The sequence below is a fragment of the Nocardioides zeae genome, assembly GCF_010686755.1.
GTDB lineage: Bacteria > Actinomycetota > Actinomycetes > Propionibacteriales > Nocardioidaceae > Nocardioides > Nocardioides zeae.
Map to the genome: position 1 here is coordinate 12,703 of NZ_JAAGXA010000010.1, position 24,858 is coordinate 37,560.

General features: G+C 72.0%; 25 protein-coding genes. 14 read left to right on the plus strand and 11 right to left on the minus strand.

What is annotated here, in order from left to right; genetic code table 11:
• Positions 1-13: 13 nt before the first annotated feature.
• The 5 genes from rlmB to G3T38_RS14405 all read left to right on the plus strand — a co-directional run bounded on the left by rlmB (position 14) and on the right by G3T38_RS14405 (position 5,105).
• On the plus strand, positions 14-985 hold the full coding sequence (gene rlmB / locus G3T38_RS14385) for a 23S rRNA (guanosine(2251)-2'-O)-methyltransferase RlmB (RefSeq protein WP_163773021.1): 972 nt from the start codon (positions 14-16) through the stop codon (positions 983-985).
• The gene (locus G3T38_RS14390) at positions 982-2,664 is read left to right on the plus strand and encodes a metallophosphoesterase (protein WP_194247580.1); all 1,683 of its coding nucleotides are present in this window, start codon (positions 982-984) and stop codon (positions 2,662-2,664) included. The genes rlmB and G3T38_RS14390 overlap by 4 nt, the downstream gene beginning before the upstream one ends.
• 89 nt (positions 2,665-2,753) lie before the next feature.
• Positions 2,754-3,305, plus strand: coding sequence for a PH domain-containing protein (locus tag G3T38_RS14395; protein WP_163773022.1), 552 nt, complete (start codon positions 2,754-2,756; stop codon positions 3,303-3,305).
• Positions 3,306-3,796: 491 nt separating this feature from the next.
• Complete coding sequence (locus G3T38_RS14400; RefSeq protein WP_163773023.1) at positions 3,797-4,375, plus strand: matrixin family metalloprotease; 579 nt, start codon at positions 3,797-3,799, stop codon at positions 4,373-4,375.
• 28 nt (positions 4,376-4,403) lie between these two features.
• Complete coding sequence (locus tag G3T38_RS14405) at positions 4,404-5,105, plus strand: hypothetical protein (protein ID WP_163773024.1); 702 nt, start codon at positions 4,404-4,406, stop codon at positions 5,103-5,105.
• Positions 5,106-5,455: 350 nt separating this feature from the next.
• Here G3T38_RS14405 and G3T38_RS14410 read toward each other — a convergent pair whose 3' ends face one another.
• Genes G3T38_RS14410 through G3T38_RS14430 form a run of 5 tightly spaced genes read right to left on the minus strand, consistent with a single transcriptional unit; the run spans position 5,456 to position 10,873 of the window.
• A complete protein-coding gene (locus tag G3T38_RS14410; protein ID WP_163773025.1) occupies positions 5,456-6,514 on the minus strand; it encodes a hypothetical protein in 1,059 nt (352 codons plus the stop codon).
• Positions 6,511-8,937, minus strand: coding sequence for a hypothetical protein (locus tag G3T38_RS14415; RefSeq protein WP_163773026.1), 2,427 nt, complete (start codon positions 8,935-8,937; stop codon positions 6,511-6,513). Before G3T38_RS14415 ends, G3T38_RS14410 begins: the two co-directional genes overlap by 4 nt.
• On the minus strand, positions 8,934-9,227 hold the full coding sequence (locus tag G3T38_RS14420; RefSeq protein ID WP_163773027.1) for a hypothetical protein: 294 nt from the start codon (positions 9,225-9,227) through the stop codon (positions 8,934-8,936). Before G3T38_RS14420 ends, G3T38_RS14415 begins: the two co-directional genes overlap by 4 nt.
• Before the next feature lie 42 nt (positions 9,228-9,269).
• Positions 9,270-10,517, minus strand: coding sequence for a hypothetical protein (locus tag G3T38_RS14425; protein ID WP_163773028.1), 1,248 nt, complete (start codon positions 10,515-10,517; stop codon positions 9,270-9,272).
• Positions 10,517-10,873, minus strand: coding sequence for a hypothetical protein (locus tag G3T38_RS14430; protein ID WP_163773029.1), 357 nt, complete (start codon positions 10,871-10,873; stop codon positions 10,517-10,519). The genes G3T38_RS14425 and G3T38_RS14430 overlap by 1 nt, the downstream gene beginning before the upstream one ends.
• A 127-nt stretch (positions 10,874-11,000) precedes the next feature.
• On the opposite strand from G3T38_RS14430, the gene G3T38_RS14435 reads away from it, so the two are divergent.
• Positions 11,001-11,696 (plus strand): hypothetical protein, encoded by a 696-nt coding sequence (locus G3T38_RS14435; RefSeq protein WP_163773030.1) that lies wholly within the window; start codon positions 11,001-11,003, stop codon positions 11,694-11,696.
• A gap of 40 nt (positions 11,697-11,736) precedes the next feature.
• Here the strand turns inward: G3T38_RS14435 and G3T38_RS14440 are convergent, their stop codons facing one another.
• Genes G3T38_RS14440 through G3T38_RS14455 form a run of 4 tightly spaced genes read right to left on the minus strand, consistent with a single transcriptional unit; the run spans position 11,737 to position 14,792 of the window.
• Positions 11,737-12,342: a hypothetical protein gene (locus tag G3T38_RS14440; RefSeq protein ID WP_163773031.1), complete on the minus strand. Its 606-nt coding sequence runs from the start codon at positions 12,340-12,342 to the stop codon at positions 11,737-11,739.
• A 25-nt stretch (positions 12,343-12,367) separates the two neighbouring features.
• Positions 12,368-13,633, minus strand: a complete 1,266-nt coding sequence (locus G3T38_RS14445) for a hypothetical protein (RefSeq protein ID WP_163773032.1) — start codon at positions 13,631-13,633, stop codon at positions 12,368-12,370.
• Positions 13,626-14,426, minus strand: coding sequence for an ABC transporter ATP-binding protein (locus G3T38_RS14450; RefSeq protein ID WP_163773033.1), 801 nt, complete (start codon positions 14,424-14,426; stop codon positions 13,626-13,628). The genes G3T38_RS14445 and G3T38_RS14450 overlap by 8 nt, the downstream gene beginning before the upstream one ends.
• 3 nt (positions 14,427-14,429) lie before the next feature.
• Positions 14,430-14,792, minus strand: a complete 363-nt coding sequence (locus G3T38_RS14455; RefSeq protein WP_163773034.1) for a hypothetical protein — start codon at positions 14,790-14,792, stop codon at positions 14,430-14,432.
• 146 nt (positions 14,793-14,938) lie between these two features.
• Here G3T38_RS14455 and G3T38_RS14460 point away from each other — a divergent pair, with 146 nt between their 5' ends.
• The 8 genes from G3T38_RS14460 to G3T38_RS14495 all read left to right on the plus strand — a co-directional run bounded on the left by G3T38_RS14460 (position 14,939) and on the right by G3T38_RS14495 (position 22,290).
• Positions 14,939-15,598, plus strand: a complete 660-nt coding sequence (locus G3T38_RS14460) for a haloacid dehalogenase type II (protein WP_163773035.1) — start codon at positions 14,939-14,941, stop codon at positions 15,596-15,598.
• A 116-nt stretch (positions 15,599-15,714) separates the two neighbouring features.
• Positions 15,715-16,356, plus strand: coding sequence for an ATP-binding cassette domain-containing protein (locus tag G3T38_RS14465; RefSeq protein ID WP_163773036.1), 642 nt, complete (start codon positions 15,715-15,717; stop codon positions 16,354-16,356).
• Positions 16,353-18,743 (plus strand): hypothetical protein, encoded by a 2,391-nt coding sequence (locus G3T38_RS14470; RefSeq protein WP_163773037.1) that lies wholly within the window; start codon positions 16,353-16,355, stop codon positions 18,741-18,743. The genes G3T38_RS14465 and G3T38_RS14470 overlap by 4 nt, the downstream gene beginning before the upstream one ends.
• Positions 18,744-18,793: 50 nt before the next feature.
• A complete protein-coding gene (locus G3T38_RS14475) occupies positions 18,794-19,159 on the plus strand; it encodes a type II toxin-antitoxin system RelE/ParE family toxin (protein WP_163773038.1) in 366 nt (121 codons plus the stop codon).
• A 1-nt stretch (position 19,160) separates the two neighbouring features.
• Positions 19,161-19,481, plus strand: coding sequence for a helix-turn-helix domain-containing protein (locus tag G3T38_RS14480; protein WP_163773039.1), 321 nt, complete (start codon positions 19,161-19,163; stop codon positions 19,479-19,481).
• Positions 19,482-19,714: 233 nt separating this feature from the next.
• Positions 19,715-20,488: an ATP-binding cassette domain-containing protein gene (locus tag G3T38_RS14485; protein WP_163773040.1), complete on the plus strand. Its 774-nt coding sequence runs from the start codon at positions 19,715-19,717 to the stop codon at positions 20,486-20,488.
• A gap of 1 nt (position 20,489) precedes the next feature.
• A complete protein-coding gene (locus G3T38_RS14490; protein WP_163773041.1) occupies positions 20,490-21,716 on the plus strand; it encodes a hypothetical protein in 1,227 nt (408 codons plus the stop codon).
• A 19-nt stretch (positions 21,717-21,735) separates the two neighbouring features.
• A complete protein-coding gene (locus tag G3T38_RS14495) occupies positions 21,736-22,290 on the plus strand; it encodes a hypothetical protein (protein WP_163773042.1) in 555 nt (184 codons plus the stop codon).
• Positions 22,291-22,298: 8 nt separating this feature from the next.
• Here G3T38_RS14495 and G3T38_RS14500 read toward each other — a convergent pair whose 3' ends face one another.
• Both G3T38_RS14500 and G3T38_RS14505 read right to left on the minus strand, forming a co-directional pair.
• Positions 22,299-23,534 carry a GNAT family N-acetyltransferase gene (locus G3T38_RS14500; protein ID WP_163773043.1) on the minus strand — a complete coding sequence of 412 codons (1,236 nt, stop codon included), beginning with the start codon at positions 23,532-23,534 and terminating at the stop codon, positions 22,299-22,301.
• Between the two features lie 9 nt (positions 23,535-23,543).
• Positions 23,544-24,803: a DUF4032 domain-containing protein gene (locus G3T38_RS14505; RefSeq protein ID WP_163773044.1), complete on the minus strand. Its 1,260-nt coding sequence runs from the start codon at positions 24,801-24,803 to the stop codon at positions 23,544-23,546.
• Positions 24,804-24,858 lie beyond the last annotated feature (55 nt).

Consider the following 24,858-nt stretch of genomic DNA (forward strand, 5'->3'; position numbering starts at 1 on the left):
AGACGAGTAGGACATGGCCGGCAACTCCCAGCGACGCGGATCGGTCCGCAAGAGCTCGAAGGGCAACCCCACCGCGGGCTCCGGCGGGCGCGTGCGGCGTGGTCTCGAGGGCAAGGGGCCGACGCCGCGTGCCGAGGACCGCGAATACCACAAGACCCACAAGGCGAAGAAGGCCAAGGAGCGCCTCGCCGCGAAGCGCTCGTCGTCCCCGCGCGCGCAGCGCAAGCGCGGCAGCGGCGACGCCGAGTGGATCGCCGGGCGCAACTCCGTCGTCGACGCGCTGCGGGCCGGGGTGCCGGTCAACGCGTTGTACGTCGCGGAGGGCGCCGAGCGCGACGGGCGTCTCCGCGAGGCGTTCGCTGAGGCCGCCGAGCGCACCATCCCGCTGCTGGAGGTTGCCCGCGGCGAGCTCGACCGCCTCACCGACGGTGCGGTGCACCAGGGCCTGGCGGCGCGGATCCCGGCCTACGAGTACGCCCACCCCGACGACCTCCTCGACCGCGCGGACGAGCTCGGCGAGCCCGCGCTCATCGTCGCCCTCGACTCGGTGACGGACCCGCGCAACCTGGGTGCCGTCGTACGGTCGGCCGCGGCGTTCGGCGCCCATGGCGTCGTCGTGCCGGAGCGGCGCGCGGCGGGCATGACCGCGTCGGCGTGGAAGACGTCGGCCGGTGCGGCCGCCCGCATCCCGGTGGCGCAGACGGTGAACCTCAACCGGCAGCTGAAGGCCTACGCCGACGCCGGGCTCATGATCGTCGGCCTCGCGGCCGAGGGCGACGTGGAACTGCCGGCGCTGGACCTGTCCGACGGCCCGCTCGTCGTGGTCGTGGGCTCCGAGGGCGCCGGTCTGTCGCGGCTCGTGCGCGAGCACTGCGACCAGCTCGTCTCGATCCCCATGGCCAACGACGTCGAGTCGCTCAATGCGGGCGTCGCGGCGTCCGTGGCGCTCTACGCCGTCGCGCAGGCGAGGCTCGCCGGCTCGTGACCGAGGCTTCGGCTGCTCCTGAGTCTTCTCCTTCGGAGGGGCGGCTCCGCCGCCGTACGGCGCGGGCCGTCACCGTCGTCGGACTGCTGGCCGCCTGGGTGGTCATCGCCGGCGTCGTCGGGATGATGCTCTTCCTCGGCAGCAGCCGGGAGACGGTGATCGCCGGTCACGACGCGGTGGTGCGGCCGACGCTCTCGCAGTACGCCGTCGTCGAGCCGGGCGCGATCCTGCCCGACGTGCGGGTGCCGATCGACAGCCCCGTCGGGGTGGACGTGCGCCTCGGCAAGACGGAGGCGGCGACGACCGAGGAGCTCGTGTCGCGGTATGCGTTCATCGCCTCGCAGCCCGACGCCCAGATCGCGAAGGTGACGGACCTCGTCACCGACATGGCGGTCTCCGCGGCGTTGCGCGGGGCGGTCGCGGGCGCCGTGCCGGTCGCTCTCTGGCTGCTGCTCGGCGCGCGGCGGCGTCGCGAGCTGGTGCGCGGGGTGGTGAGCCGTCGCGGCCTGGCGTCGGGTACGGCGCTGGTCGTCGCCGCGGCCCTCGTCTGGCAGCCGTGGGACGGCGACGACGTGACGACGGGGGAGGCGCAGGACGCCGACGACACCTGGATCACGCTGGCCGACTTCCTCGGCCCCGAGGTGCCGCTGCCCGAGGAGGCAGCGTCGCTGGAGCTGCGCTCCGACGTGACGACGACCCAGTCGCGGCGCCTCATCGAGAGCGCGGTGTCGACCTACGACACGTCGCTGACGTTCTACTCCGCGGCCGTCGACAAGGTGGACGACCTCGAGCTGCGGCAGCCGGAGGACGACGAGACGGTCGTCGTGTTCGTGACCGACCGCCACGACAACATCGGCATGGACCCGGTCGCCCGCGCGATCGGTGACGCGGCCGGCGCGACTGCGGTGTTCGACGGTGGCGACGACACGTCGACCGGCCAGCCGTGGGAGGCGTTCTCGCTCGACTCGGTGCAGCGGGCGTTCTCCGACTACGACCGCTGGTCGGTCATCGGCAACCACGACCACGGCGACTTCGTGGGGGACTACCTGGGTGACCTGGGGTGGACCCGTCTCGACGGTTCGGTGGTCGACGGCCCCGACGGCTCGACGCTCATGGGCATCGACGACCCGCGCTCCTCGGGACTGGGCAACTGGCGCGACGAGCCGGGCCTGACCTTCGACGAGGTGCGTGACCGGATCACCGAGGACGCCTGCGCGTCGGACGAGCGGATCAACACGCTGCTCGTGCACGACGCCTCGCTGGGCCGCGACGCCCTGTCGGCGGGGTGTGTGGACCTGGTCATCGGCGGCCACATCCACGTGCGCTCCGGGCCGACGCCGGTCGAGGGCGAGAACGGGGAGATCGGGTACACGTTCACGGCGGGCACGACCGGTGGCGCCGCGTATGCCATCGCCGTCGGGAGCAAGCCGCGGCGTCAGGCGGAGACGACGCTCATCACGTACCGCGACGGCCGGCCGGTCGGGATGCAGTGGGTGATCCTGCAGCCCAACGGGCGGTTCGACGTGGGGGAGTACGTGCCGCTGGAGTACGCCGCGGAGGACGTCGAGCAGCCGATCGAGCCGACCGCGCCGACCGGGCCGACGGATGTGGTGCCGTTGGAGGACCAGCCCGGTGGCGATGCGACGTCGGGGGATGGGTCGGAGACGGAGGCACCGTAGTCGGGTCCAGCGTCAGCGCTGACCTCACTCGCAGGTTGGGACGTGCTGATCCAGCGACTTTCGTGTCGAGTCGGCGCTACCGTCACCACATGGCGAAGATCGACAAGCTGCTGGAACAAGCCAAGGCCCACCTGAACCCCGGTGAGCAGGTGGCAGCAGCCGTCCAGGGGACCTACGAAGTCAAGATTCTCGGCTCGGACAGTGTCCGGACGGGCGTTCTGATGGCGACGGACAGCCGCATCGTCTTCTACGCGAAGAAGCTCGGCGGATACGACCTCGAGTCGTTCCCCTTCGGCAATGTGTCCTCGTTCGAGCAGTCCAAAGGAATGATGGGCCACTCCATCTCGTTCTTCGCGTCTGGCAACAAGGTGACGATGAAGTGGATCAACGACGCGGCCGCAATGCAGCAGTTCGTTCGGGTGGTGCGGGCGTCGATGCAGCCGGGGGCGGCTCCTGTGCGGTCGACCATGCCGGGCCGTGATGTCGCCCAGCCGGTGGCATCGGCGACGGCCGCTCCTCTGGTGAGCGATCACGCCTCGATCATCGACGCCATTGCACGTCTGGGGGACCTGCACCAGGCGGGTGTGCTCAGCCAGGTCGAGTTCTCCGCAAAGAAGGCAGAGCTGCTCGCTCGCCTGTGATCTCAGAGCGATTCGCGGCGCCGCGAGCCGCGGTATACAGATGCGCATTGACGACGACTGAACACCGATGACGGCTCATCGCACACACCGCGAGAGGTTGCGGACAGCGCCGACTGGGTCGTTAGCCCAGATGGGCCACGCGGACCCACCGTCGCAACTAGGGAGTTTCCTACGACACGGTGCGCCGCGAGCGACTGCGTACGCCTCCCACGGGTAGCCCAGCCCGGCGGGACGCAGTGCCAAGCTTCGGTTCCGCCTGGCTCAAAGCTGGCGCATGCGACAGCGCGTATTCGTCTGGCCGCTTGGACCGGACTTGCAATCCAATCCAATCCGGATGCGTCGGTCCGCGCTTTCGGAATTGCGGGGTAGGTAGGCGAGACCCACCAGCGGGCCATCGGATGGCCACGTCAAGTTCTCGTCGGAACGCCGACAGCGGGTCTCCCCATATGTAGGTTGCGGCCTAACAAGTCGCTCTAGTGGGGGGATAGTCAATGGCAGCATCTGCAAGCGGTAGCGCGCACACGCCGCTACTAGCGAAGCTGGCCCTCCTCCTGCTCCTTGCTGCCCTGATTGTCGCCGTGGCACCGCAGCGCGCGGAGGCGTACAACCTCCTCGGGTGCAAGTACACGACCAAGAACCTGACCTTCCGAATGGCCGTGAACGTGGGGACCGGGTACCCCACAGCCATCACCGAGGCGGTCTACGACTGGTCCGGGAACACCGACGTCAACTTCACGGGAACGTCGGGCACCCCGAACCTGCAGATCACAGTGTCGAACTACGGCAACACTGGCTGGTACGGCCGGATCTCGTCAGGAGGGTGTAGTCGGGGCCTCTGGACCTATCAACACGCTCAGCTGAACAACACGCTGCTTGGCGGGAAGACGACCCAGAACAAGCGAGGCACCGCCGCGCACGAAGTTGGGCATGCGCTGGGTCTCGCACACAACGACTCCGGGTCGGCCTGCAGCAGCTACAAGCTCATGAACTCGTTTGGCGACCTCCAGCACGCCTGCAACATCTACGCGACCCGAACTGACGACCGCAACGGCGTCAACGCGCTCTACTAGCACCTACCGATCGCCGAGAAAGGTCGATATGAGACTCGCACCTCGCAACACAGGCTCGGCGTTGGCCTGCGGAGCAGCATCCGTCCTGCTGCTCGTCAGCGGATGTGCAACCGAAGAAAGCGCGAGCCCCGATCTCATCGACGGCGCAGACTTCATCAGGAACCAGCCCACTTCGACGGACGAGTCCATCGTCGAGGGCGCCAGCACGCAGACGATCCTGAACCATGAGTCACTCGCCGATGCGGCGCAGAGCGCCGTCCGTGTCGAAGTGGAATCGGCGGCTGAGTACGACTATCTCGACGTCCCGCACACGCTGTCGCGAGCCCGGGTACTTGAGACGATCGGCGGACAAGACCTGACCGGAAAAACTCTCGAGATCTGGCAGGTCGGCACTGCCTCCGCACCGATGGAATCCCTCGCCCGGCCCCTTCGAGATGGTGCCGAGTACGTGATCTACACCGAGCCCTTCCATCTCGAGCCCGGCAAGTCGACCGACCAGTGGGTGATCGTCGCTCAGGGAAGCTGGAAGCTCGCCGCCGGCAACTCCTTCAACCTAGACGTCGCCACCGAGGACCCTGCACAGCTCGCAGCACGTGGGATCGATCCCGAGGTGCTCGACGATGTAGCCCCGGACCAGGCCGAGGAACTCCGCACCCAGGTCTGGGACCTCCAGCTTGCCGCGAGCCCCGAGCAGCTGGAGTCTTCCGTCGCTCAAGCATGGGCTCGGTGACACCGCCGCCGCGAACCGATCGCCTACATAGTTGGACCCGGACCGCGCTGCCACGTGGACTCCGACTCAGCCGACCCAAGCCCGCTCATGGCGGCCCGCGAATCCACATCCACCGATGAGCATGTCTGAGGTTCATACCGCTGCAGCGAGCGGCTGCTCCCAAGAGACCAAAAGGTGACTGAGTACCGCTACGGCGACGAGGCAAGTGCGGCTTCGCGTACGGATGTGGTCCACGATGTCGACCACCTAGCCTCCTGCCGCATGACCAGTGTCGGCATCTACCACCGCAGCGCAGCCGCCCGACGCTACGCGCTTGCCCCGGGGTGGCACCGCCCGACGGGACCGACCCATCATCGCCACCCCCTCACGTCGACCTCGGGAGCGGGGCACGCACCCCGGCTGTCGACGAAGCCCGGGCAGAACTCCCGCGGCCCCGGGTAGGCGTCCGAGCTCCACCACGTCGCGAGCGCTGCCCGCTGGTTCTGGTCGAGCTTGTTCCAGACGACCCGTTCGCCGCCCACGACGACGCGCTCAGGCAACAGCGATGGCTGCACCGCGTCGTACGCGGCGCGAAGCGCGGAGGGCCCCACGAGGGTGGCGATTTGTTCCGAGAGGCACGCGGGTTCGTCGACGCAGCGTTCGGAGCTGAAGGAGACGACGGCGTCCGCGATCGGCGCGAACCATTCCAGGCCGACCATCTCGGCACGAGTACCCGCCGCCAGTTCGGCGCTGGCCAGCGGCGCCGTCCACGCGGCCCAGGCGCGGACGAACTCGGCGACGGCGTCGGCGTCGTCGCCGAGGTTCGCCAACGCGTCGAGCAGGACGTCGCGGTCGACGAGCCATTCCTCGGGCGCGCTGACGTCGATGGGATCGGAGCCGACGTACCAGAGCGCGAGCGCGACTTGACCAGCCTCGGTGGTGGCGGCGGGATCGGCGTTGGGCGGCGCGGGGACGATCATGCCGGTCAGCACCTCGTTCATCGCGCCGGTCCACGGCTGGAGGAAGTCGAGCACCGCAGGTTGGAGCCGGACGTCCACGTCCCGGTCGGTGCCGCCGATGCCGACGAGCAGGGCGCGCGCACGGTCGCGGGCCGCGCCGTACCGGTCCGGTGCTGCATCCGCGAGGGTCGCGGTCGACTCCGCCAGACCGCGCGCCAGTGCGGCGGCCTGACCGTCGTTCCAGGCGACTTCGGTGAGGAGGTGGCGGACGCGATCCGGACTGCCGGGTGCGCCGGCCCCCTCGATCTCGGTGCTCCACCAGACTCCGACCGGGTCGTCGGCGACGGCCTCGCTGAGGGCGTTGCTGGGCGCCCGGTCGTCACCCGTGCGCAGCACCACGAGGGCCACGCCGATGAGGGCGAGCAGCACGGCGCCAGCGGTCAGCAGGGTGTGTCGGGCGGGCCGCCTCACGAGCCGCCGCCGGTCCGAGAACCTCGGTCCTCGGCCATCGCCAGCGCGGTCGCGGCCGACGACCACCTCGACGTCCCCGAGAGCGCGTGAGCCGCCCATAGGTTCTGCTGCTGCGTCGTCATCTCTGTCATCCGCACCCGCCCGCCGTCGTCCGTCCGCAGCTCGTCGGGCAGGTCCTCGACCGGCACGCTCTCGTAGACGGCGTTGTTGATGACCAGCGTGTTCTGCAGGCGCAGGCCGTCGAGGTCGAGCGAGGTCTGCCAGGCACTCTCGCGGGAAGTGTTGACCGAGGGAGGTCCCTCGAACAGCTCCGTCACGGACCAATCGACCCCCGCGTTGACGACGTCGCCGAGCACGCCCGACAGCGGTCCCGCGAGGCCGTAGCGCTCCGTGGCTGTGTTCACCACCTCGCCCGCGCCGATGGTGAGCGCGTAGCCGGTCCCGTGCTCCAGTGCCTCGAAGAAGCCCCGCTCGTTCGCATGGGCGTCGGAGGCCTCCTGGTTCGCGGCTGCGGCAGCGGCGTACCCGTCCGCCAGGTGACCGCGGACGGTGCCGAGCTCCTCGACGTAGGTCAGGCGCGCATGCTCGACCCGGTCCTCCCAGCCGCCGGCGTCAAGCTGCTCGACGCCGCGGAGCGTGGTCAGCAGCCCGGTCTCGGCGTACGCGCGCGTCTGCTGCGCCAGCATCGCCCCGGCTTCCGGGTGGCCGCCGATCGCGGGGAGCACGTTGTCGAGGGCTGCCGTCGCGAAGTCGGCATGACCCCACGGCGGGTCGTACCACCCGGGGATCGCGTCGGCGGGTGACGCCTCGGCCAGGGGGTTGTACGCCCCGAACACGTCGTTGACGTGCGTCGCCAGCACCGCGGCGTACCCCTCCGCCAACGGCGCCGTCAGCGACCCCGCGTGGTCGACGTCGCTGCCGGCGACGCCGACGATCGCCTCGGCGGCGCGGGTGCCGGGGGAGCGGGGGTCGTCGCCGGGGCCGGGCGCGTACCCGGCGTCGGGCGTCACCGCCGCCGCGAGCGTGTCGCGCAGCGCCTCGTGGCCCACGAGCGAGCCGCCGACCTCGTCGGGCCAGGCGCGGTCCTTGAGGAGGTAGGCGAGCTCGGAGCCGTCGTACGTCGCGAAGTCCGTCCCGTCGCCCGCTGGCGCCAGGTCGAGGACGAACGCCGTCGCCGCGTCCGGGGTGTGGGCCATCCCGTCGAGCACGCCGACGAGCGGGTCGGCGCCCGTGCCGCGCTCGCCGCCGAGGTCCGTGCGCCACGTGCTGCCGTCCGGCGACCACGGGTGCGGCTCGCCGCCGTTCGCCGCGAGCACGGCGCGCTCGTGGTCGAGGATCGCGCCCCCGGCCGCGGTGAGCAGGTGGGTCGCGTGGCCCTCCCCGGCGAGCAGCGGACCGAGCACTTGGAGGCCGTTCACGCCGGCGCTGCCGTCGGGCGCGTCGTACGTCGTCGCCCCGGCGTGCGCGACCAGGCGCTCGGCCCAGACGGGGTCGAGCGCGTCGCCGCGGGCCAGCAGTGCCCGCATGGCGTTCTGGTGCGCGCCGACCGGGCCGCCCGCGGTGACGTCGCCGAGGCTGGTGCTCCACGGCTGGGCCGTGAGCTGCGCGTCGAGGAAGCCCTCCGGTCCCAGCCGTTCGAGCACGCCGGCCGCGATGCCCGGATCGGCGGCGAAGGCAGCGGTCGCGCCCGCGATCCGCAGGACCCGCTCCCCGTCGCCCCCCGTCACCGGCTCGACGCCGAGCTGCGCGACCGCCAGGTTCTCCGTCGTCAGGCGGGCCGTGATCGCCTCGCGCTGGGCGGTGGTGAGGAACTCGGCGTACGGCGCGACCGCGCCCGGGTCGGCCAGTGCCAGCTCCAGCAGCTCGGGGGTGCTGAGTGCGCGCAGCTCGGGCGGCAGCGCGGCGCGCGGTGCGGACTGGGCGGTCGTGTCGACCTCGCCGTTGGCCACCGACGCGAGCGCGGCGGCCAGGGCGGCGTCGGCGTTCCGCGCCGCGGCGATCGCGTCGGTGATCTGTGTGGTCAGCTCGACGATCGCCGGGCGGTCGAGCGGCGCGAGGAGGTCGCCGTCGCTCGCGGGCGGTGGCGTGCAGTTCACGGCGTCACCGACGATGACGACGCTCCACCCGCGGCCGCGGATGGCGGCGAGGGCGGTGTCGATGTCCCTCAGTGCGCGCTGGATCGTGGTGGCCGCCTCGTCGAGCGCCGCGACCACGACGGTCACCTCGGCGACGTGGTCGAGGTAGTCGGCGTCGAGCACCCGGAACTGCGCCCGCGCAGCCTCCGCCGCTGCGCCCTGCCAGGTCCGCGGCGGCCGCGCCGCCTCGACGTCGCCGTCGAGCGCGGCGAGCTGCGTCCGCGCGGCGGTCAGGGCGTCGGCCGCAGCAGCCAGCACGTCAGGGCGCCAGCCCAGCACGGCGCTCACAGCGGTGTCCGCGCGTCGTAGCGACCGACCTGCACCAGGTCGGTCTCCTGCACCGTCGCCGCGGCCTCCACCAGGCCGGCGCCGTAGGTCGTCATGCCGGTCGCCAGCGCCGTACGCAATCCCTCCCAGCGCGCCGTCACCGCGGCGACGGCCGCCGGTGTCTGGCCGAGGCCGAGCGCGCCGGCGACCCCCGCGAGTGCGTCGGGCGTGGTGATGGCGGCGAGGCGTTCGCCGGCGGCGGCAGCACACGTGCCGGCCGTCGTGACGGCGTCGACGTCGAGCTCCAGCATGTCGATTTCCCCCGAGAGTGAGATGAGCGTGGACGTACGGCGTCAGCGCAGGACCGGCGGCCCGCTCGGCTGGTCGTCCAGCCACTCGCCGTCGCCGGGGTAGTGGACGCGGTGTGCGGTGCGGTCGCGGTCGGCCTGGCGGCCGCGTCGTCCGCCGCCGGTGTTGCTCGCGGAGTGCCCGGCCGCGAGGGGTCCAGCGCCGCGCGTTCCGCCGGTGCCCACCGGTCGGCCGCCAGTGGTGGCCGAACGGTTCGCGGTGGACGTCGCCGTCGCGGGCGCGCCGAGGACGCCCGGTCGAGAGGTGGGCCGGGCGGTGGTGCGGGTGGCCGAGCTCGCCGAGCCGACCGGTCCGGTGGCTCCGCGCGCCGTCAGGCCGCCGAGAGCCCGGCGCGCGGCGACGACGGCACCGGCGCCGAGCGCCGCGGCACCCGCAGCGGCGCCGATGCCCGTCGCGAGCCCGCCGCCGAGGGTGAGACCGGCGCCCGCGGGACCGGACGTCCCAGCGTCGACCGACACCGGGCTGCCCAGGACGAGGCCGTGCGGCGGGCTCGCTGCCGCATCTCCGGTGTGCGACTGCGACCCATCGAGATGAGCGCCTGCGGGGACGACCGCACCCGCACCGCCGGCCGCACCCGCACCGCCGGCCGTCACCGTGCTGCCTCCGTGGCCGCGGGCGTCGTGCTGCGACGTACCTCCGTCGCCTCCACGGTCCCGGGCCGACTCCGCGTTGATCGCCGCGAACGCGTCCCGCGACGCGGCCAGCTCGGCGGTCAGCGTGGCGAGGATCTGTCCCATCCGGGCCTCGCGCGCGGCGAGCGCCTGCTCGTGGGCCTGGCGTGCCTGGCTGTCGGCCAGTGCCGTCGTGACGCGCTCCTCCGGCGGCGTACCGGCGGGGACGGGCGTCGCGCGGGGAGCGGGGGCGGGGACGCCCTCGGACTGGTACGCCGCCCGGGCCGCGAACAGCGCCCACCCTGCGGTGGCCTCGGCGCCCGCGCCCGTGGTGAGCGCCTCGACGCGAGCCGTGAGGTCCGCGGCGGCGCGCTCGATGGAGGCCACCATCGCGCTGGCGGGGGTGGCGCCGAGGACGGTGCCGTCGCGCACGTCGCTGACCACGGGACCCAGCTCGGTGCGGGTGTCGGCGACCTCCTGCCCGACCCCGGACCAGTGGGTGTCGCCCACGGCGGCGAGGCTGCCGAGGAAGGCGAACGGTCCCGCCCCGATCGCCGCGGTCGGGTCGGTGTCGTCCGCGCCCTGCAGGGCCTCGAGCAGCGCGCGCTCGTTCGGGCCCATCAGAAGGCCTCGCGGGCGCTCCGACCGACGCGGTCGGCCACGGTGCTCAGGGTGATCAGCACCTCGTGCAGCAGGTCGCTGGCGTGCTCGTCGGACGTGCGAACGTCGTCGGCCACGGCATCGAAGGCGCCCAGGACCTCGTCGAGGTACTGCACCACCGACCGCAGCTCCAGCTCCTGCGTGCGCAGGGCGCCCGCTCGTTGCGCCGCGGCCTCGATGCCGACGGCGGAGCCGCCGAAGCTGCGGGACGGCACGGCGGCGATGCCGTCGGCGCACTGTGCCAACCTCTCGGTGAGCCGTCCGATGGCGGCGCGGACGAGCGCCACGCGCTCGTCGTCGAGAACCACGTCTGACATGAGTCTCCCCCTGGAACCCGAGGCTCCCCCCGATGGGAACCCTGCGGTCGTCCTCCCCGCTGGACGACGATGCAAATATATGTGTGGTAACAATTTTCTGGCAACACTCGTCGGGGAGGTGGATCGGATGCGCGGTCGATCGCGGGAGGCGCGACGGGCCGGGTGGGCCGGGCTCGCGGTCCTGCTGGCGGCGAGCGGGTGCAGCGGCAGCACCTCGGACGAGTCTCGCTCCGTGCCACCTGACGCGTCGTCGGAGGCAACGGCGACGCCGACCGAGCTCCCGACCATCGACCCGACCTCCGTCGAGATGGGGCCCGCCTGTCGCCAGGAAGCGGTCGTGGCAGGGGCCCAGCCCTATCCGGGCGATGTCGAGCAGATGCAGGCCCTCATGGCGATCGAGGACCTGGAGGTGCCCGACCAGGCGCCGGAGCTGCGCGGGTTCTACACGCCGATCGGCCTCGACCGCCCGTGGGCGCTCCCGTCCGACGTGAACGAGTGGGACGACCTCAACGCGCTCATCTGCGTCGACGTCGTGCCGGGGTCGGAGTACGTGCGACTCGAGTGCGCCGACCAGATCGAGGGGCGCACCACCACGTGGGAGGTGTGGGGGTCGCAGCTGCAGATCCGCGTCATCGATCCCACGACCGCCGGGCTCGTCGCGGAGGACGAGCCGTTCGACTCCGACACCCTGCTGCCCCACCTGCCGTGCGGCGACCCGCCGTTCGACATCGAGCCGGGCGGCCACGGCTACATGGCGGACCTGCCGCCGGGATTCGTCATCACGCGCGAGCGCGTCGACGGGTTCATCCGCACGCTCTCGTAGGGGCTCCGTTCACGGTCGAGGACCGCTCGACGTCGTCCGATCATCCTGCTCCTACTCCTGCGCCGGACCGGTGGCCGAGGTACGCGTAGTGCAGGACGGCGACCGCGATGACCGCGACCACTCCCACGGTGGTCGCCCCTAGGGATGGACCCGAAGCTGGCAGAGGGAACGAGGGCTGCAGGGCTTGCGCGAAGAGGGCGGCGAAGTAGGTCGCCGCGGCGGTGATGCTGCCCGTGGTCCTTCCGAAGAAGGTGACGCCGGTATGCGCCGCTGCACCGAAGACCGCGGTCGAGACGGCGGCGCCTTGCATCACGCCGAGCTCGACGGTGTCGTGCACCCGGTGGGCCAGTAGGCACAGGCAACCCAGGATCGCGAGCGGCACCACCGCGGACACGGCGGCCACCAAGCGCACCAGTGGCCGCTGCGACCGTTGCTCCCACGAGTGCAGACGGGGGAACGCCAGCGCCGGAACGACGCACGCGGACATCACGCAGAGAACCTCGGGAACGGTGACGAGTCTCGGTTCGAGACCGGTCGCCACGCGCAGCAGGTAGGCCACGTCGCCCCAGGCCACGACTGCGACGGCAACCCCGGCCAGCCATGCCGCGACCGTCCCGTATGCCCGCGATCGCAGCGTGGTGATCACGGGCCGGGCCGCTGCGGGTGGCGCCTCAGCGCCGGCCAAACGACGTTCCTCGGCATCCGCGAAGAGCCGAGAGGTCCCGCTCGATCGCCGACGCCGGGTCGGGCGTGCGGCGAAGCGCATCGTACTCCTCGGAGGCGTCAGGCACCTGCAGCAACTGCTGGGCGTCGAAACCGGCCTCCTCCATCATCCAGGCGGCGGCCGCACTGCTGGTCGCGAAGCCCTGGGACTCGTAGTCCCCGAGCCCGATGCACGTCCCAAGCCCGGACGCGTCGGTGGCGAGGTCGCCGATCGCGGTCTGCAGCCAATCGGTCTCCTGTGCCTGGAGGTGGAGGACGTAGTCGGCCTCGCCCTCGGGAACTGTGACGGAGGCGTCGTAGACGACGCCCGGCGGCAGGATCTGCGGGCCGACCCCCGTTGCCAGGGCGTCGACCGCGCCAGCCAAGGGGGCCAGCATGACGTCGCGCGCGGGGTGGACGCACACCTCTGGTCCAACGGTGTCGGCGCAGACAGGCGCGGCAGTGTCCCCTTCGACCAGGGCGCCGCCGTACGAGCGCCCCAGCAGGAAGACGAGGGCCACGGGCAGGACGGCGACGACCACAGCCGCCGCCGGGGCCCGCAGGTCCGAGACGGTCCGCATGCGGAGCCAGGCGGAAGTGGCGATCCCGAGACTGACGGCCGCGCCGAGGAAGAACGCGGTGCGGCCCAGGGAGAGGTTGGTCGGAACAACCAAGCCGCTGACGATGTCGAACTGGAAGACGGGGGCGAAGGCTCCGGTCGAGAAGAGGAGAACGTACGCCGCCGCTGCGGCAACCGGCACCGCGGCGTACGTGGGCAGCACGCAGCCCAGGAGGACACCCAGCGCCGCGTAGGCGAGGAGCGCCGCGTAGCCGGACGCGATGGCCGCCGCGTCCAGCGATCCCCACGTGGCGCTCGAGATCGTGCTCCAGACTGCCGGCAGCAGACCGAGGGTCAGGCCCACGGTGCTCGTCGCCGCGACGAAGCCGATGGTCGCTACCGCGAGCTGGGCCCCTCGTCGCGGCGAACCGAGGGGTGCGTGCACCTCGCGGGGTCCGGCGAACGTCGAGGGTGCGAAGGCGGCGACAGCGGCGACGAGAATACCCACGGTCAGCATCGACTGCCGAAACTCGGCAGACACCGCAGCGAGATCGCCGTAGGCCCAGTCGGCGAGCGGTCGGCTGTGCACAAAGGAGAGGGCGGCGGACCCCACCATCCCGGCCACCCCCACCTGCCAGCGTGCCGGCGGGAAGAGTGGCGATGCCTGCTCAGCCATCGCTGCCCTCGACCAGGCGCCGGTAGCCGCTCTCGAGGTCGGACTCCAGGTCGCGACGTCCGGCCTCTCCGTGGGCCGCCAGCTCGCTGGTGGTCCCGTCGAAGGCGACCCGTCCCGCCGCCAAGATGACGACACGCCCGGCCGTCACGCGCACGTCCTCCAGCAGGTGGGTGGCCAGGATGACGCACCGGTCACGGGCAACACGGGCGAGGTAGTCGCGGAGGTTTGCTCGCTGCGAGGGGTCGAGGCCGACCGTCGGCTCGTCGAGCAGCAGGGTCGACGGCTGGTGGGCGATGGCGCAGGCCAACCCCAGTCGCTGCCTCTCGCCTCCCGAGAGGGTCCGGACCTTGGAGGTCCTCTTCTCAGCCAGGTCCACCGTGTGCAGGGCTTCGACGCTCGCAGAACGCGCCGCCTTGCGTCCGAGTCCGTTGCACCACGCGGCGTACGTCGCGACCTCGTCGACCGACAGGGTCGGTGCCGTGCTGAAGGTCTGGGGGAGGTAGCCGACCTTGCTGACGCCGTGGTTCCAGTTCAGCGGCCGCACGGGACGAATCTCCCGACCGCCGACCTCGATGCGGCCGTCGAACCGCTTGACGCCGACGATGCTGTTGAGCAGCGTCGTCTTTCCCGCGCCGTTCGGACCCAGGAGGGCGCAGACGCCGGCGCCCACGCTGAACGAGACGCCGGACAATGCGAGGGTCGACCCGTAGCCCGCGCTGACGCCCTCGATGCTGATCAGGGCCGCACCGCCGGGAGACGGGTTCTGGATCCGGTCAGCCGGACTGGTCGGCATGGGTCAGCAATTGACGCCGCGGATGGTCCGGCGATCCCCGTCGAGGTCGCCGCTCGAGACGATGGTCTTGGTGAAGTACGTCTGAGACCCGGCGCGACAATCTGTGGTCGGATTGAGAGTGACGTTCTTGTAGGTACCGGAGCTCTGTGCGATCACCGGGTCCGGCTGCAGGGGCCGCTCCCACTTGAGCTGAACCCGGACGTTCGTGGAGCTGGTGCAGTTGCTCCGGCCGCCGTTCCCCGCGACCTCGTCGGTCGATGCGATGGCGTAGGGCCTGTTGGCGAAGATGCCGCAGCCTGCTGCTTGGGCCGGAGCCTGCAGGAACAGTGCCGCCGGAAACGCCGCCAGCATGGGGGCCACGATCATGGTGGCCATGGTCCTCGAGATGTGAACGCGCATGTTGTCCCCCTGAAATTGACTAGGTGACCAATTTTCATCATCTTCTTGCGCTCGTCAATTGGATTTCTCTTCCAGTGAGTCGCCGGCCAATGGCCCGCCGGTAGCGTTCCGAGATGGCCCACTTCGTGCTCGACGTCAACGAGACGCTCTCCGACATGACGCCCCTCGGGACGGTGCTGAGCGAGCACGGCGCGCCCGCCGAGCTGGCGCGCACGTGGTTCGCCTCGGTGCTGCGTGACGGTTTCGCGTTCTCGATCCACGGCCGCGCGCCGGGCTTCCTCGCGCTCGGTCGGGAGCTGCTCACGGACCTGCTCGCCGACGTCGACGGTCTCGACGCTCCGCCGTCGGCGGTCGTCGACGACGTCTTCGGTGCCCTGGGCAGTCTCGCCGTGCACCCCGACGTCGCGCCCGGCGTCACCGCCCTGACCGACGCGGGGCATGGGGTCAGCCTCTTCACGAACGGCGCCGCCGCCTCGGCCTCCGGGCTCGTGGAGCGTGCCGGGATCCGCGACCGCATCGGCCATGTCCTGAGCGTGGAGGACCTGTCGGTGTGGAAGCCGCACCCCGCGGCGTACGCCCACGCCATCGACCGGATCGGCACACTGGCTGGGCAGCTGACGATGGTGGCGGTGCACCCGTGGGACCTCGAGGGCGCCGCGTCGGCGGGCATGCGGACGGTGTGGATCGATCGGGGCGGGCGCGCCTGGCCCTCGTCGTTCCGGGCACCCGACGCGCGCGCCACGAGCTTCACGGCGCTGGCGGCGGACGCGTAGCGGGCGCCCTGAGGGTGCACGGGCGTGGGGCAAGGTTGGCTGTGTCGTTGACGTTCTGATCCGAGGATCGCCATGATGCTCGCGGGCTGGATCTGCGAGCGACGGGGGAGTCGGCAGTGATCTCGGTGGAGGACCTGACGGTCGCGTACGGCGACGTCACGCCGCTCGACGGTCTGACCGTCGAGCTCGGGCCGCACCCGACGGCCGTCATGGGGCCCAGCGGTAGCGGCAAGTCGACACTGCTGCGCGTCGTCGCCGGGTTGCAACGGCCGTCCGCGGGGCTCGTCGAGATCGACGGCACCCCGCCGCGGCAGGCGTCGTGGCGCAGCGGCGGCGATCCCCGGGTCGCGCTGATCCACCAGGACTACCGGCTCGTCCCCTTCCTCACCGTCGAGGAGAACCTCCGGCTTGCTGCCGAGGTGCGCGGCGAGGACCTCGACGACGACGAGGTGGGGGAGCGGCTAGCCGCGGTCCGCCTCGACCACCTCGACCGCGCCCGCCTGCCCGGGACCCTGTCGGGCGGGGAGCAGCAGCGTCTCGCGATCGCGCGGGCACTCGGACCGGGCGTCAGCGTGCTGCTCGCCGACGAGCCCACCGGCGCACTCGACGCCGAGAACACCGCCGTCGTCACCGACCTGCTGGTCGATCTCGGCGCCGGGCGAGGCGTGCAGGTCGTGATCGCTACCCACGATGCGAGCGTCGCCGAGCGCGCTGCTGCCGTGTACCGCGTCGACCAGGGTCGCCTGGTCCGCGGATGAGGCGAAGCACGCGCCGTACGACGCTCACGCGGTGGCGGACGGCCCGCAGGCTCGTCGCGTTCCGGTGGCGCACGGCCCTCCTGCTCCTCCTCACGGCGAGCGTGCTCACGTTCGCGGCGGTCGGGGTGCTCGCGGTACGCGACTCCTCGGCGCGGGCGGCGACGGACGCGGCGCTGGCCGACCAGGGGCACCGCGGGTTCGCCCTGCAGCCCTCCAGTGACGAGGCCGCCGAACTGCTGGCCGCGGACGAGCGCATCGCGGGCGTGGCCGAGCAGCATGCGCAAGTTCGTCACGAGGCCGCGGAGGTGGGCGTGGACCTCCGCGCCACGACCGATGCCTCGTTGCATCTCGGCGTGCTGGCGGAGGGCCGGTTCCCGAGCGACGCGTCCGGGCTCACCCTCTCGACGTACGCCGCGGAGCTCCTGGACGCGGAGATCGGCGACGACGTTCGCGTCGTCGACCCGGTCGAGCCGACGGCGTTCGAGGACCTCGTCGTCACCGGCCTCACGCTCGACCCGTCCGACCGCGAGGACCTCACGGCGACGCGGGTCGATCCTGATCTCGCGCCAGCGGAGGTCGCGGCGTGGTTGACGGACGCGGATCCGTACGGCGCCCTCGGCCTGGGCGCGCGGGTCGACGCAGGGGAGATCGGCTACCGGTCGACGGCGAGCGTGGCGGAGGAGGCAGCAGCATCGACCCCGGTGGCCGTCGCCGACACGGCCTTCGCGGAACCCGGTCTGGCGCTGCTCGTGCTCGTCGTGCTCGGCGGCATCGTGGTCGCTGCGGTGCCGTCGACACGTGCGGATCGCGAGGGGCTGCGCGCGGCCGGGTGGTCGACCGGGCGGGTGTGGCGGCTCTACCGCGGCGTCCTGGTGGGGATCGTGCTCGCCGGGGTCGCTGCCGGGACCGCAGTCGTCAGCCTGCTGCTGCTGGTGGCACGGGAGCGCGTCTCGGCGGTTCTCGGCGAGCAGTGGCAGGGGATCAGCGTGCCCTGGACCTGGGTCGTACTGCTCTCTGGGCTCTGCTCGATCGCGATCTGGTGCGGCCGCCTTGCCGGGAGCGCGGCTCGATCGTTGTCGTCGCTGGTCGGCAGCTCCACCCCCACTCCGCAGCGTGTCACCGGCTTCTCAATCCTGCTGCTGCTCGGCGGCGCGGCCGTGCTGGCTGTCGCCGGGGCGGCAAGTCGCAGTGATCCGCCGGGGCAGCTCACGCTCCTCGCCCCGCTCGGGGCCGCTCTGGTGGCGGCGTCCTTGCCCGGGATCGTCGTCCCGCTGGTGCTCGCGCGGGTGCCACCCGCCACTCGCTCCCTCTCCCAGCGCGTCACCGGCGGGCTGCACGTCGTCACCGCCGCGGTCTGCGTGGTCTGCGTCCTCGTCGGATCGCGCACCGCTCAGACCACCCACGACACCGTCGTGTTCGAGACGACCTCGTCGGCGCCGCAGCCGGCCGGTTCGCTCGTCGTGTCCCCGGTCCCGCAGGCGGCGGCGGACGAGCTCGCGACCGCGTACGCCGCAGCCGGCGGCAGCACGGTCGAACGGTTCCGTCTGGTCGAGGAGTCGCCGACGGCGATGGTCCGAGTGACCGGAACAGCTCTCCCGGCCTGCATGGAGGAGGCGGGCACGACGGACCCCGACGCCGTCGACCCGCTCTGCTTCCCCCAGGACACCTACGCGCCGGTCAACACCGTCGCGATCGGGGCGGCTGACCTGGAACGGCCGGTCGCCGACCCAGGGCTGCTCGACGACGCGTCCGAGGTGGGGCTGCTGCACTTCTCTGGAGCCGCCGCCACACCGGTGGGGTCGGTCGAGGCCGACGCGGACGCCGGTCTCGGGGGCAACCTGCCGGGGCTGGTGCTGCCGCCGGGCTATCCGTTGCTCGGCGAGCTGGGTCTGCGCCCCGCCGGTGCCGACATGGTGGTGCTCGTCGACCACGGGACATTGCCCCCGGAGACGCGCGCGGAGCTCCGTGCGACCGTCTCCCGGCTCGCGCCGACCGCGCAGGTGGTCGACGCGTCGGGCAGCAGCGACTACGAGCGCAGCCGCGGCGTCGCGGCCGCCACGAGCCTCGTGGCCGGCGCGCTGGCCCTCGGTCTCGTGCTGCTGGTGGGCCTGTCGGTCGCCACCAGCAACGGCCTGGCCCGCAGCCAGCTCGTCGCGCTCGGTGCCAGTGGCCGCCGCCGCTGGGGTCTGGCCGCGCTGTGGGTCGCGGGGACGGGGGTATGCCTCCTCCTGACCCTGCCGCTCGCGTTCCTCGCTGCCTGGTTGACGAGCATCGACATCGACGCGTCGTACGGCGCCGCGTGGGCCCTGACCGCGGCGCTGACCGCGCTCGCGTTGCCCGCGGTCGTGGTGGCGCTGGTGCGGGTGCCGGCGGGGAGCGGGGAGTAGCGAGGCAAGGGTGGATTGCCTCATTATAACTTCTGCATTATATTCGTGGCGTGCCCTGGGATGTCATCCTGCTCGACGAGGTCGACGAATGGTTTCTCGAGCTAGCGCGGGCGCGGACCGGCGATGTCGACGCGGTGACAGCCGCGATCGACATGCTCGCTGACGGCGGTCCGACTCTCGGGCGCCCCGTCGTCGATCGGGTCAAAGGCTCGAAGCGGCACAACATGAAGGAGCTGCGGCCGTCTGGGACCAGCATCCGGATCCTGTTCATCTTCGACCCCGCGCGACGAGCCGTCCTTCTCGTTGCGGGAGACAAGGCTGGCAACTGGAGCGGGTGGTACGACACCAACATCCCAGTGGCCGAGGCCCGCTACGACGCATGGTTGGCCGAAACCCACGACGAAGAGGAGGAGTGAGATGGCCCGAAGCTGGGCGAGCGTCCGGGGTGACGCTGCTGATGCGGGACTCGTCGACGAGCAGGTGGTCGAGAACGCTCGCAAGGAGATGGCTGGCGAGGTGAGGGCTTTTCGGCTCGCCGAGATCCGGAGGAGTCAGCATGTGTCCCAGAAGGTGCTGGCGGGCGAGATGCAGGTCTCCCAAGCCAGAGTGTCCAACATCGAGCGCGGTGAGCTGAGTCGAACGGAGCTCGGGACCTTGCAGGCCTATGTGGAGGCGCTGGGTGGCCATCTCAAGGTCGTGGCCGACTTCGGTGATGAGACCCTGGTGGTGAGGGATTGAGCGTGACGGCCCGATGGGGCTGATCGGCTCGCGCCCGACGGGTTGTCGAACCTGTCGGTGAGAACGAAGCGATGCCGGGTCTCCTCGTGATGCTTCGACAGCTGGACGATGTCGCGGGCGGTCGCTAGGTTCGCGACATTCTCGATCAGACCCGGAGAGCTGATGACCATCGAACAGCCACGACTCGGTAGGAACATTTTCGTGGCCAGTTCGGCTCGTGGGGCGAGCGGTCGGTGAGCTCCCTCGCGACCTCGCACCTCCGCAAGTCCCTCGGGCGGCGGCGGGTGCCTGCCCTCGACGGCCTGACGTTCACCGCGACGTCCCGCCGCATCGCCGTCCTGGGGCCGAACGGCGCCGGCAAGACCACCCTGTTCCGGGTGCTCGCGACGCTGGCCGACGCCGACGAGGGTTCGTTCTCGGTCGCGGGCCAGGGGGTCGCGACGCCCGCCGAGGTGGAGGCCTACCGACGCTCGCTGGGCGTGCTGCCCCAGAGCTTCAGTGCCCTGGGTTCGTACTCGTGTGCGGAGTTCCTGGAGTACGTCTGCTGGCTCAAGAAGGTGCCTCGCTCATCGGTGCCCGAGAACGTCGCGCGGGCGCTGCGGGCGGTCGACCTGGAGGATCGACGTGACGACCGGGTGCGGACGTTGTCGGGTGGCATGCGGCGCCGCCTGGGACTGGCGCAGACCATGCTCGGCGACCCGGACGTGATCCTGATGGACGAGCCGACGGCGGGCCTCGACCCGGAGCAGCGTGACCGGTTCGCCGGCGCCTTCGAGCGGGCGGCCGAGACGGCGCTGGTCGTCTTCACGACGCACATCTCGGTCGACGTGGTGAACCTCGCGCAGGAGGTGGTCGTGCTGTCCGAGGGGCGGCTGCGGTTCGTGGGGACCGTCGACGAGCTGGCGGCACGGGGTCCCGGTCCCGGCGCACCCGTGTCGAGCGAGTCCGTGGACGCGGGCTACATCGCCGTGCTCCGCGGAGACCGCAGCGATCCCGGAGACGGCTGAGGTGAAGGTTCGTCTCGCCCTGGTCGGTGCGACCTCCGGCCTGCCGTTCGCGTTCGGCATCGCTGCCGTCGTGTACGGCCTCGTGCTGGGGTCGTTGGTGCCGACGGGATCGCTCGGTCCCGGCCTCGCCGACCCGGTCAACCTCGTGCTGACGGCCATGCTCTACGTCGCTCCGCCTGCGGCGGGGATCGCGGCACTCCACCTGCGCCAGCTGCGCCAGTCGGGTTTGTTCGATCTCGCCGCCGCCTCGACGCGGGGGATCCGTGGGCCAGCCATGCTCGCGTTCGCCGCGCTGGCGGTCTGGCAGGTCGCGTCGGTGGTGGCACTGGGCGTGGTGCTGGTGGCGCGGTCCGACCTGAGCGGCGCGGTCACGGCACCCATGCTGCTGGCAGCACTGCAGCCACCGTTGCTGGCCGTCGCAGCGACAGCGGTCGGTGTGCAGGTGGCCGCACGCGTACGAGCGCGCCTGGCTCCGGCGCTGACCGCGATCGCGGTGTTCGTGGTCCTCTACGTCCTGGCTTTGAGCGGCGACCCGCTCCACCGGTTCTCGCCGGTGCTGTCCGAGGTCTCCTACCCCACGTTCCTGGAACCGTCGCCGATGCGGGTGGGCGTGGTGCTCGTGCTCCTCGCCGGTGTCGTGGGTGCAGCGCTCGCGTTCCTGCCGAGCGGGAGGGGCGCGAGCGATCGGCGAGAGGTTGTCGCCCGGGGGCTCGCGCTCGTGACGGTGGTGGCCGGTCTGGTCGGGTGCGTCCTCGTCGGTGACGAGGCCGCGCGGGTCCGCGTCACCGGCGAGGTGGTGTGCGCGACCGAAGGGCCGACGGAACTGTGCGTCTGGTCCGAGTCGGAAGAGCTGCTCCGGCCCAACCTCGAGCGCCTCACGGACGTGCGTGCCGCGATCGCGCAGAGCTTCCCGACTCCCGACCGCTACACCGAGCCGGGCGCGGACTCAGGCGCCCGACCGGTGCAGGTCGCGCAGGACCCGGGGCCGGACTCGTGGCTCCCGGCTGCGCTGGCCGTCGTCCCCGTAGCCGACTGCAGCAGCGCCGAGGCGCGCCACGCCTCGGACGCGCTGGTGCAATGGGTCCAGCAGGTGGCGGCCGGTCGATCCGGTGGCCCGGCGTCAGCAGAGGTCACCGCGGTCCTGGAGCGCTCCGAGGAGGACCAGAGGGCGTGGGCCGCCGAGCAGTTCGACACGGCATCGGACGAGTGCAGTCTTGTTGCGTACTAGGCCGCGGGCGGCGACCCTGTTGAAGGGATGGGGTGCGCCCGCCGCCCTCGTGCTCCTCGTTGCCGGCCCTGCCTCGCTCGTGGCCCTGCCGCGTTTCTTCGGTCTCCCGGCAGCTTCCTCGGTCGACGCCGTCCTCGCTCCGAGCAGCGCCGTCGCGGCGTGGTTCGTCGCCCTCGCCGCCCTGGCGGTCGCGCGGGAGCCGGCGTCTGACCTCGTCATCGCCGCGCCGCGGCGCGCCAAGCTGACCAACCTCGCGCGGATCGCCGCGACGTACGGTCTCGGCGTCGCTGCCTGCCTGGCGGCGGGTGCGTCGGCGGCTCCGCTGGTGACGAGCTCGGCGACCTTCCTCGCCCAGGGGCTCGTGGTCGCGAGCCTGACCACCCTCGACGTCGCGTGGGTCGTGCCCACGGTCCACCTGACGTCAGCGGCCAGTCTCGGCGCCGCAGGACGCGCCGACGTCGCCCCGTGGGCGTGGCCCGTCATGGTGGAGCCACCGATGGAGACCGCAGTAGCGGCGCTCCTGGCCGTAGCGCTGGGTCTGGTCGCGTGGGGCCGGCGGCTGCGGCTGCGCTGACCGAGCCCTCAGTAGTAGTCCCGCACGTGTACCTGCCGCCCGCCGAACCACGCGTCGAGCACCCCGTCGTGCTCCCGCGGCCCCTCCAGCACCCCCAGCATCCGCAGGTTCGCGCACGACTGCGCCCCGGCCTGCAGCAGCGACAGCCCGTTGACGGTCAACCGTGGCGCGTCGACGCCGGACACGCGCCGTACCGCCGCGACCCCGGACGAGACCGCCAGCTCCCACGTCCCGTCCACCAGCCCCAGCACGTCGCCGACCACCTCGAACACCGCCGTGCCGTCCACGGGGTAGGTCCGCGGCAGCAGCGCCCCGGGCACGTCGAGCACCCGCACCATGTACGGGTGCGACCCCACGCGCTGCCACGCCAGTGACGGCAGCACGAGGCGCGCCGCGTCGGGGTCGGACGTCTCCAGCTTCACCGACCCGTTGACCGACGAGAACGACGCGACCACCTTCCACAGCGCACGGGCGGCGTCACCCGTGAGCGCGATGAGGTCGTCGACCTGGAGGGACTTGTCCGCGCCGTACCCGGCCTCCCGCTCCCACGCGACGTACCCCACCGCCCGCCACCCACCGTCCGGCGCCCGCTCCTCGGCGAGCGTGACGCCCTCGGCGGGGACGCGCTCCTTCGGCTTCGCGAAGAGCGGGCCGCGGCGGGTGAGGGGCCCGTTCTGCGCGCGGGCCCAGAGGTCGTACGTCGCGGCGATCGCCGGCTCGTCGGCGGGGGTCGCGCGGCGCACCCGCACGGACGGCGCCGGCCGCACCCCGGCCAGGTCGGCCAGCGGGACCTGGACGGTGTCGAGCGCGGTGACGACCTCGTAGCCGAACTTGCGGTAGATGCCGGGCGCCGTCGGGAACAGCCCCGACATCGCGTCGCCCCGGTCGGCCGCCTCGCGCAGCGACGAGGCGAACAGGTCGGTCAGCAGCCCCGCACCGCGGTGCTCGGCGGCCACGACCACACCGCCGAAGCCGCAGGTCGGGATCGCGGCCCCGCCCCACCACGAGGTGTAGGCGTGGGTGCGCACGCGGGCGACCATGCGGGGGTCGCCGGCAGCGTCGTCGGCCGGGTCGTCGAACGTCGCCCACATCGAGACCCCGTCGGGCCACGAGCCCGGCTCGGGCATCGGCGGCCGGGGGAGGTGCGCCGGGTAGGGCCCGAACGCCTCGACCCCCAGCGCGAGCGACTGGTCGAGCACCTCCTGGGTGTCGTCGGGACCGAGCCGGCGGGTGTGGAGGGCCATGGGAGGAACCTACGGGCGGGACGCGTCCTCGATCGACCCGATGGCGGTGCCGACGTCGGGCGTGACGGCCTCCTCCTCGAGACGCGTCAGCACGTGGTCGACGTAGTCCCGCGCCGCCAGGAAGATGTCGACCTCGTGGCCGGCCTGCTCGGAGAGGTACCAGCGATGCTCGAGCACCTCGTGGAACACCTCGGCCGGCTCCCGCTTGCCGCGGCTGTCCGGCGGGATCATCGCCGACAGCGGCTCGTAGACCTCCGTCAGCCACCGGTGCGCCACCAGGGAGCGGTCGGCGCCGCCGAGGCCGTGGTGCGCCGTGAAGGCGGCGATGTCGTTGAGCAGCCGGCGGGCCTGCGCGTCCTCGACGTTCAGCCCCGTCAGTGCGCGGAGCTCGCGGCAGTGGTGGCCGGCCTCGACGACCCGGGGTTGGATCTGCACCCGGTCGCCGTCGTAGTCGGTCACGATGTCGAGCTCCTCGACGTCGAAGCCGAGGTCGTTGAGCCGGTCGATGCGCCGCTCGATCCGCCACATCTCGTCGGTCGAGAACTCCTCGGTGCTGGTGAGCTCGGCCCACAGCGCGTCGTACCGCTCCTGCACCATCCGCACCACCCCGTGGATGTCGACGTCGGCGGCGAGCGACCCGGCGGCCTGCAGGTCGAGCAGCTCGGCGAAGACGTTCTGGCAGCCCACCTCGACGTCGTACGCCCGCAGGTTGTCCGACAGCGGATTGCGCCACTCGCCGGTCTCCGCGTCGACGAGGTACGCCGCGAACCCGCCCGCCGCGCGCCGGAAGAGCACGTTGGAGAGCGACACGTCGCCCCAGTAGAAGTCCGCGAGGTGCAGCCGTGCCAGCAGCACGACCAGCGCGTCGACGAGCGAGGGCACGTAGTCCGTCCCCGAGCCGCGCGCGAAGAGGCTGCGGTAGGGCAGCGAGAAGCGGAGGTGCTCCGTCAGCAGGGCAGCGGGGAGCTCCTCGCCGTCCGGCGTGGTGCGGCCGGTGACCACTCCCTGCGGTACGACGGCGGGGAGCCCCGCGCGCTGCAGGTCGCGCAGCGTGCGGTGCTCCCGGAACGCCATCTGCTCGACGGTCTCCTTGACCGCGACGATGGGTCCCGGGCCGCGTGTGCTGGGCAGCTGCACGATGCGCACCACGTGGCGCGACAGGCCGCGGGGGAGCGGGACGACGTGCTCGGTCCACTCCTCGAGCGGGGTCGCCCAGGGCAGGGCGAGGAGCGCCGGGTCGGGCCGGCTCGCGACGATGCGAAGTGCCATGGGTTCCTCCGCGCCCGACCCTAGAACATCTGGGGCTGTTCGGCCCTCTACGATG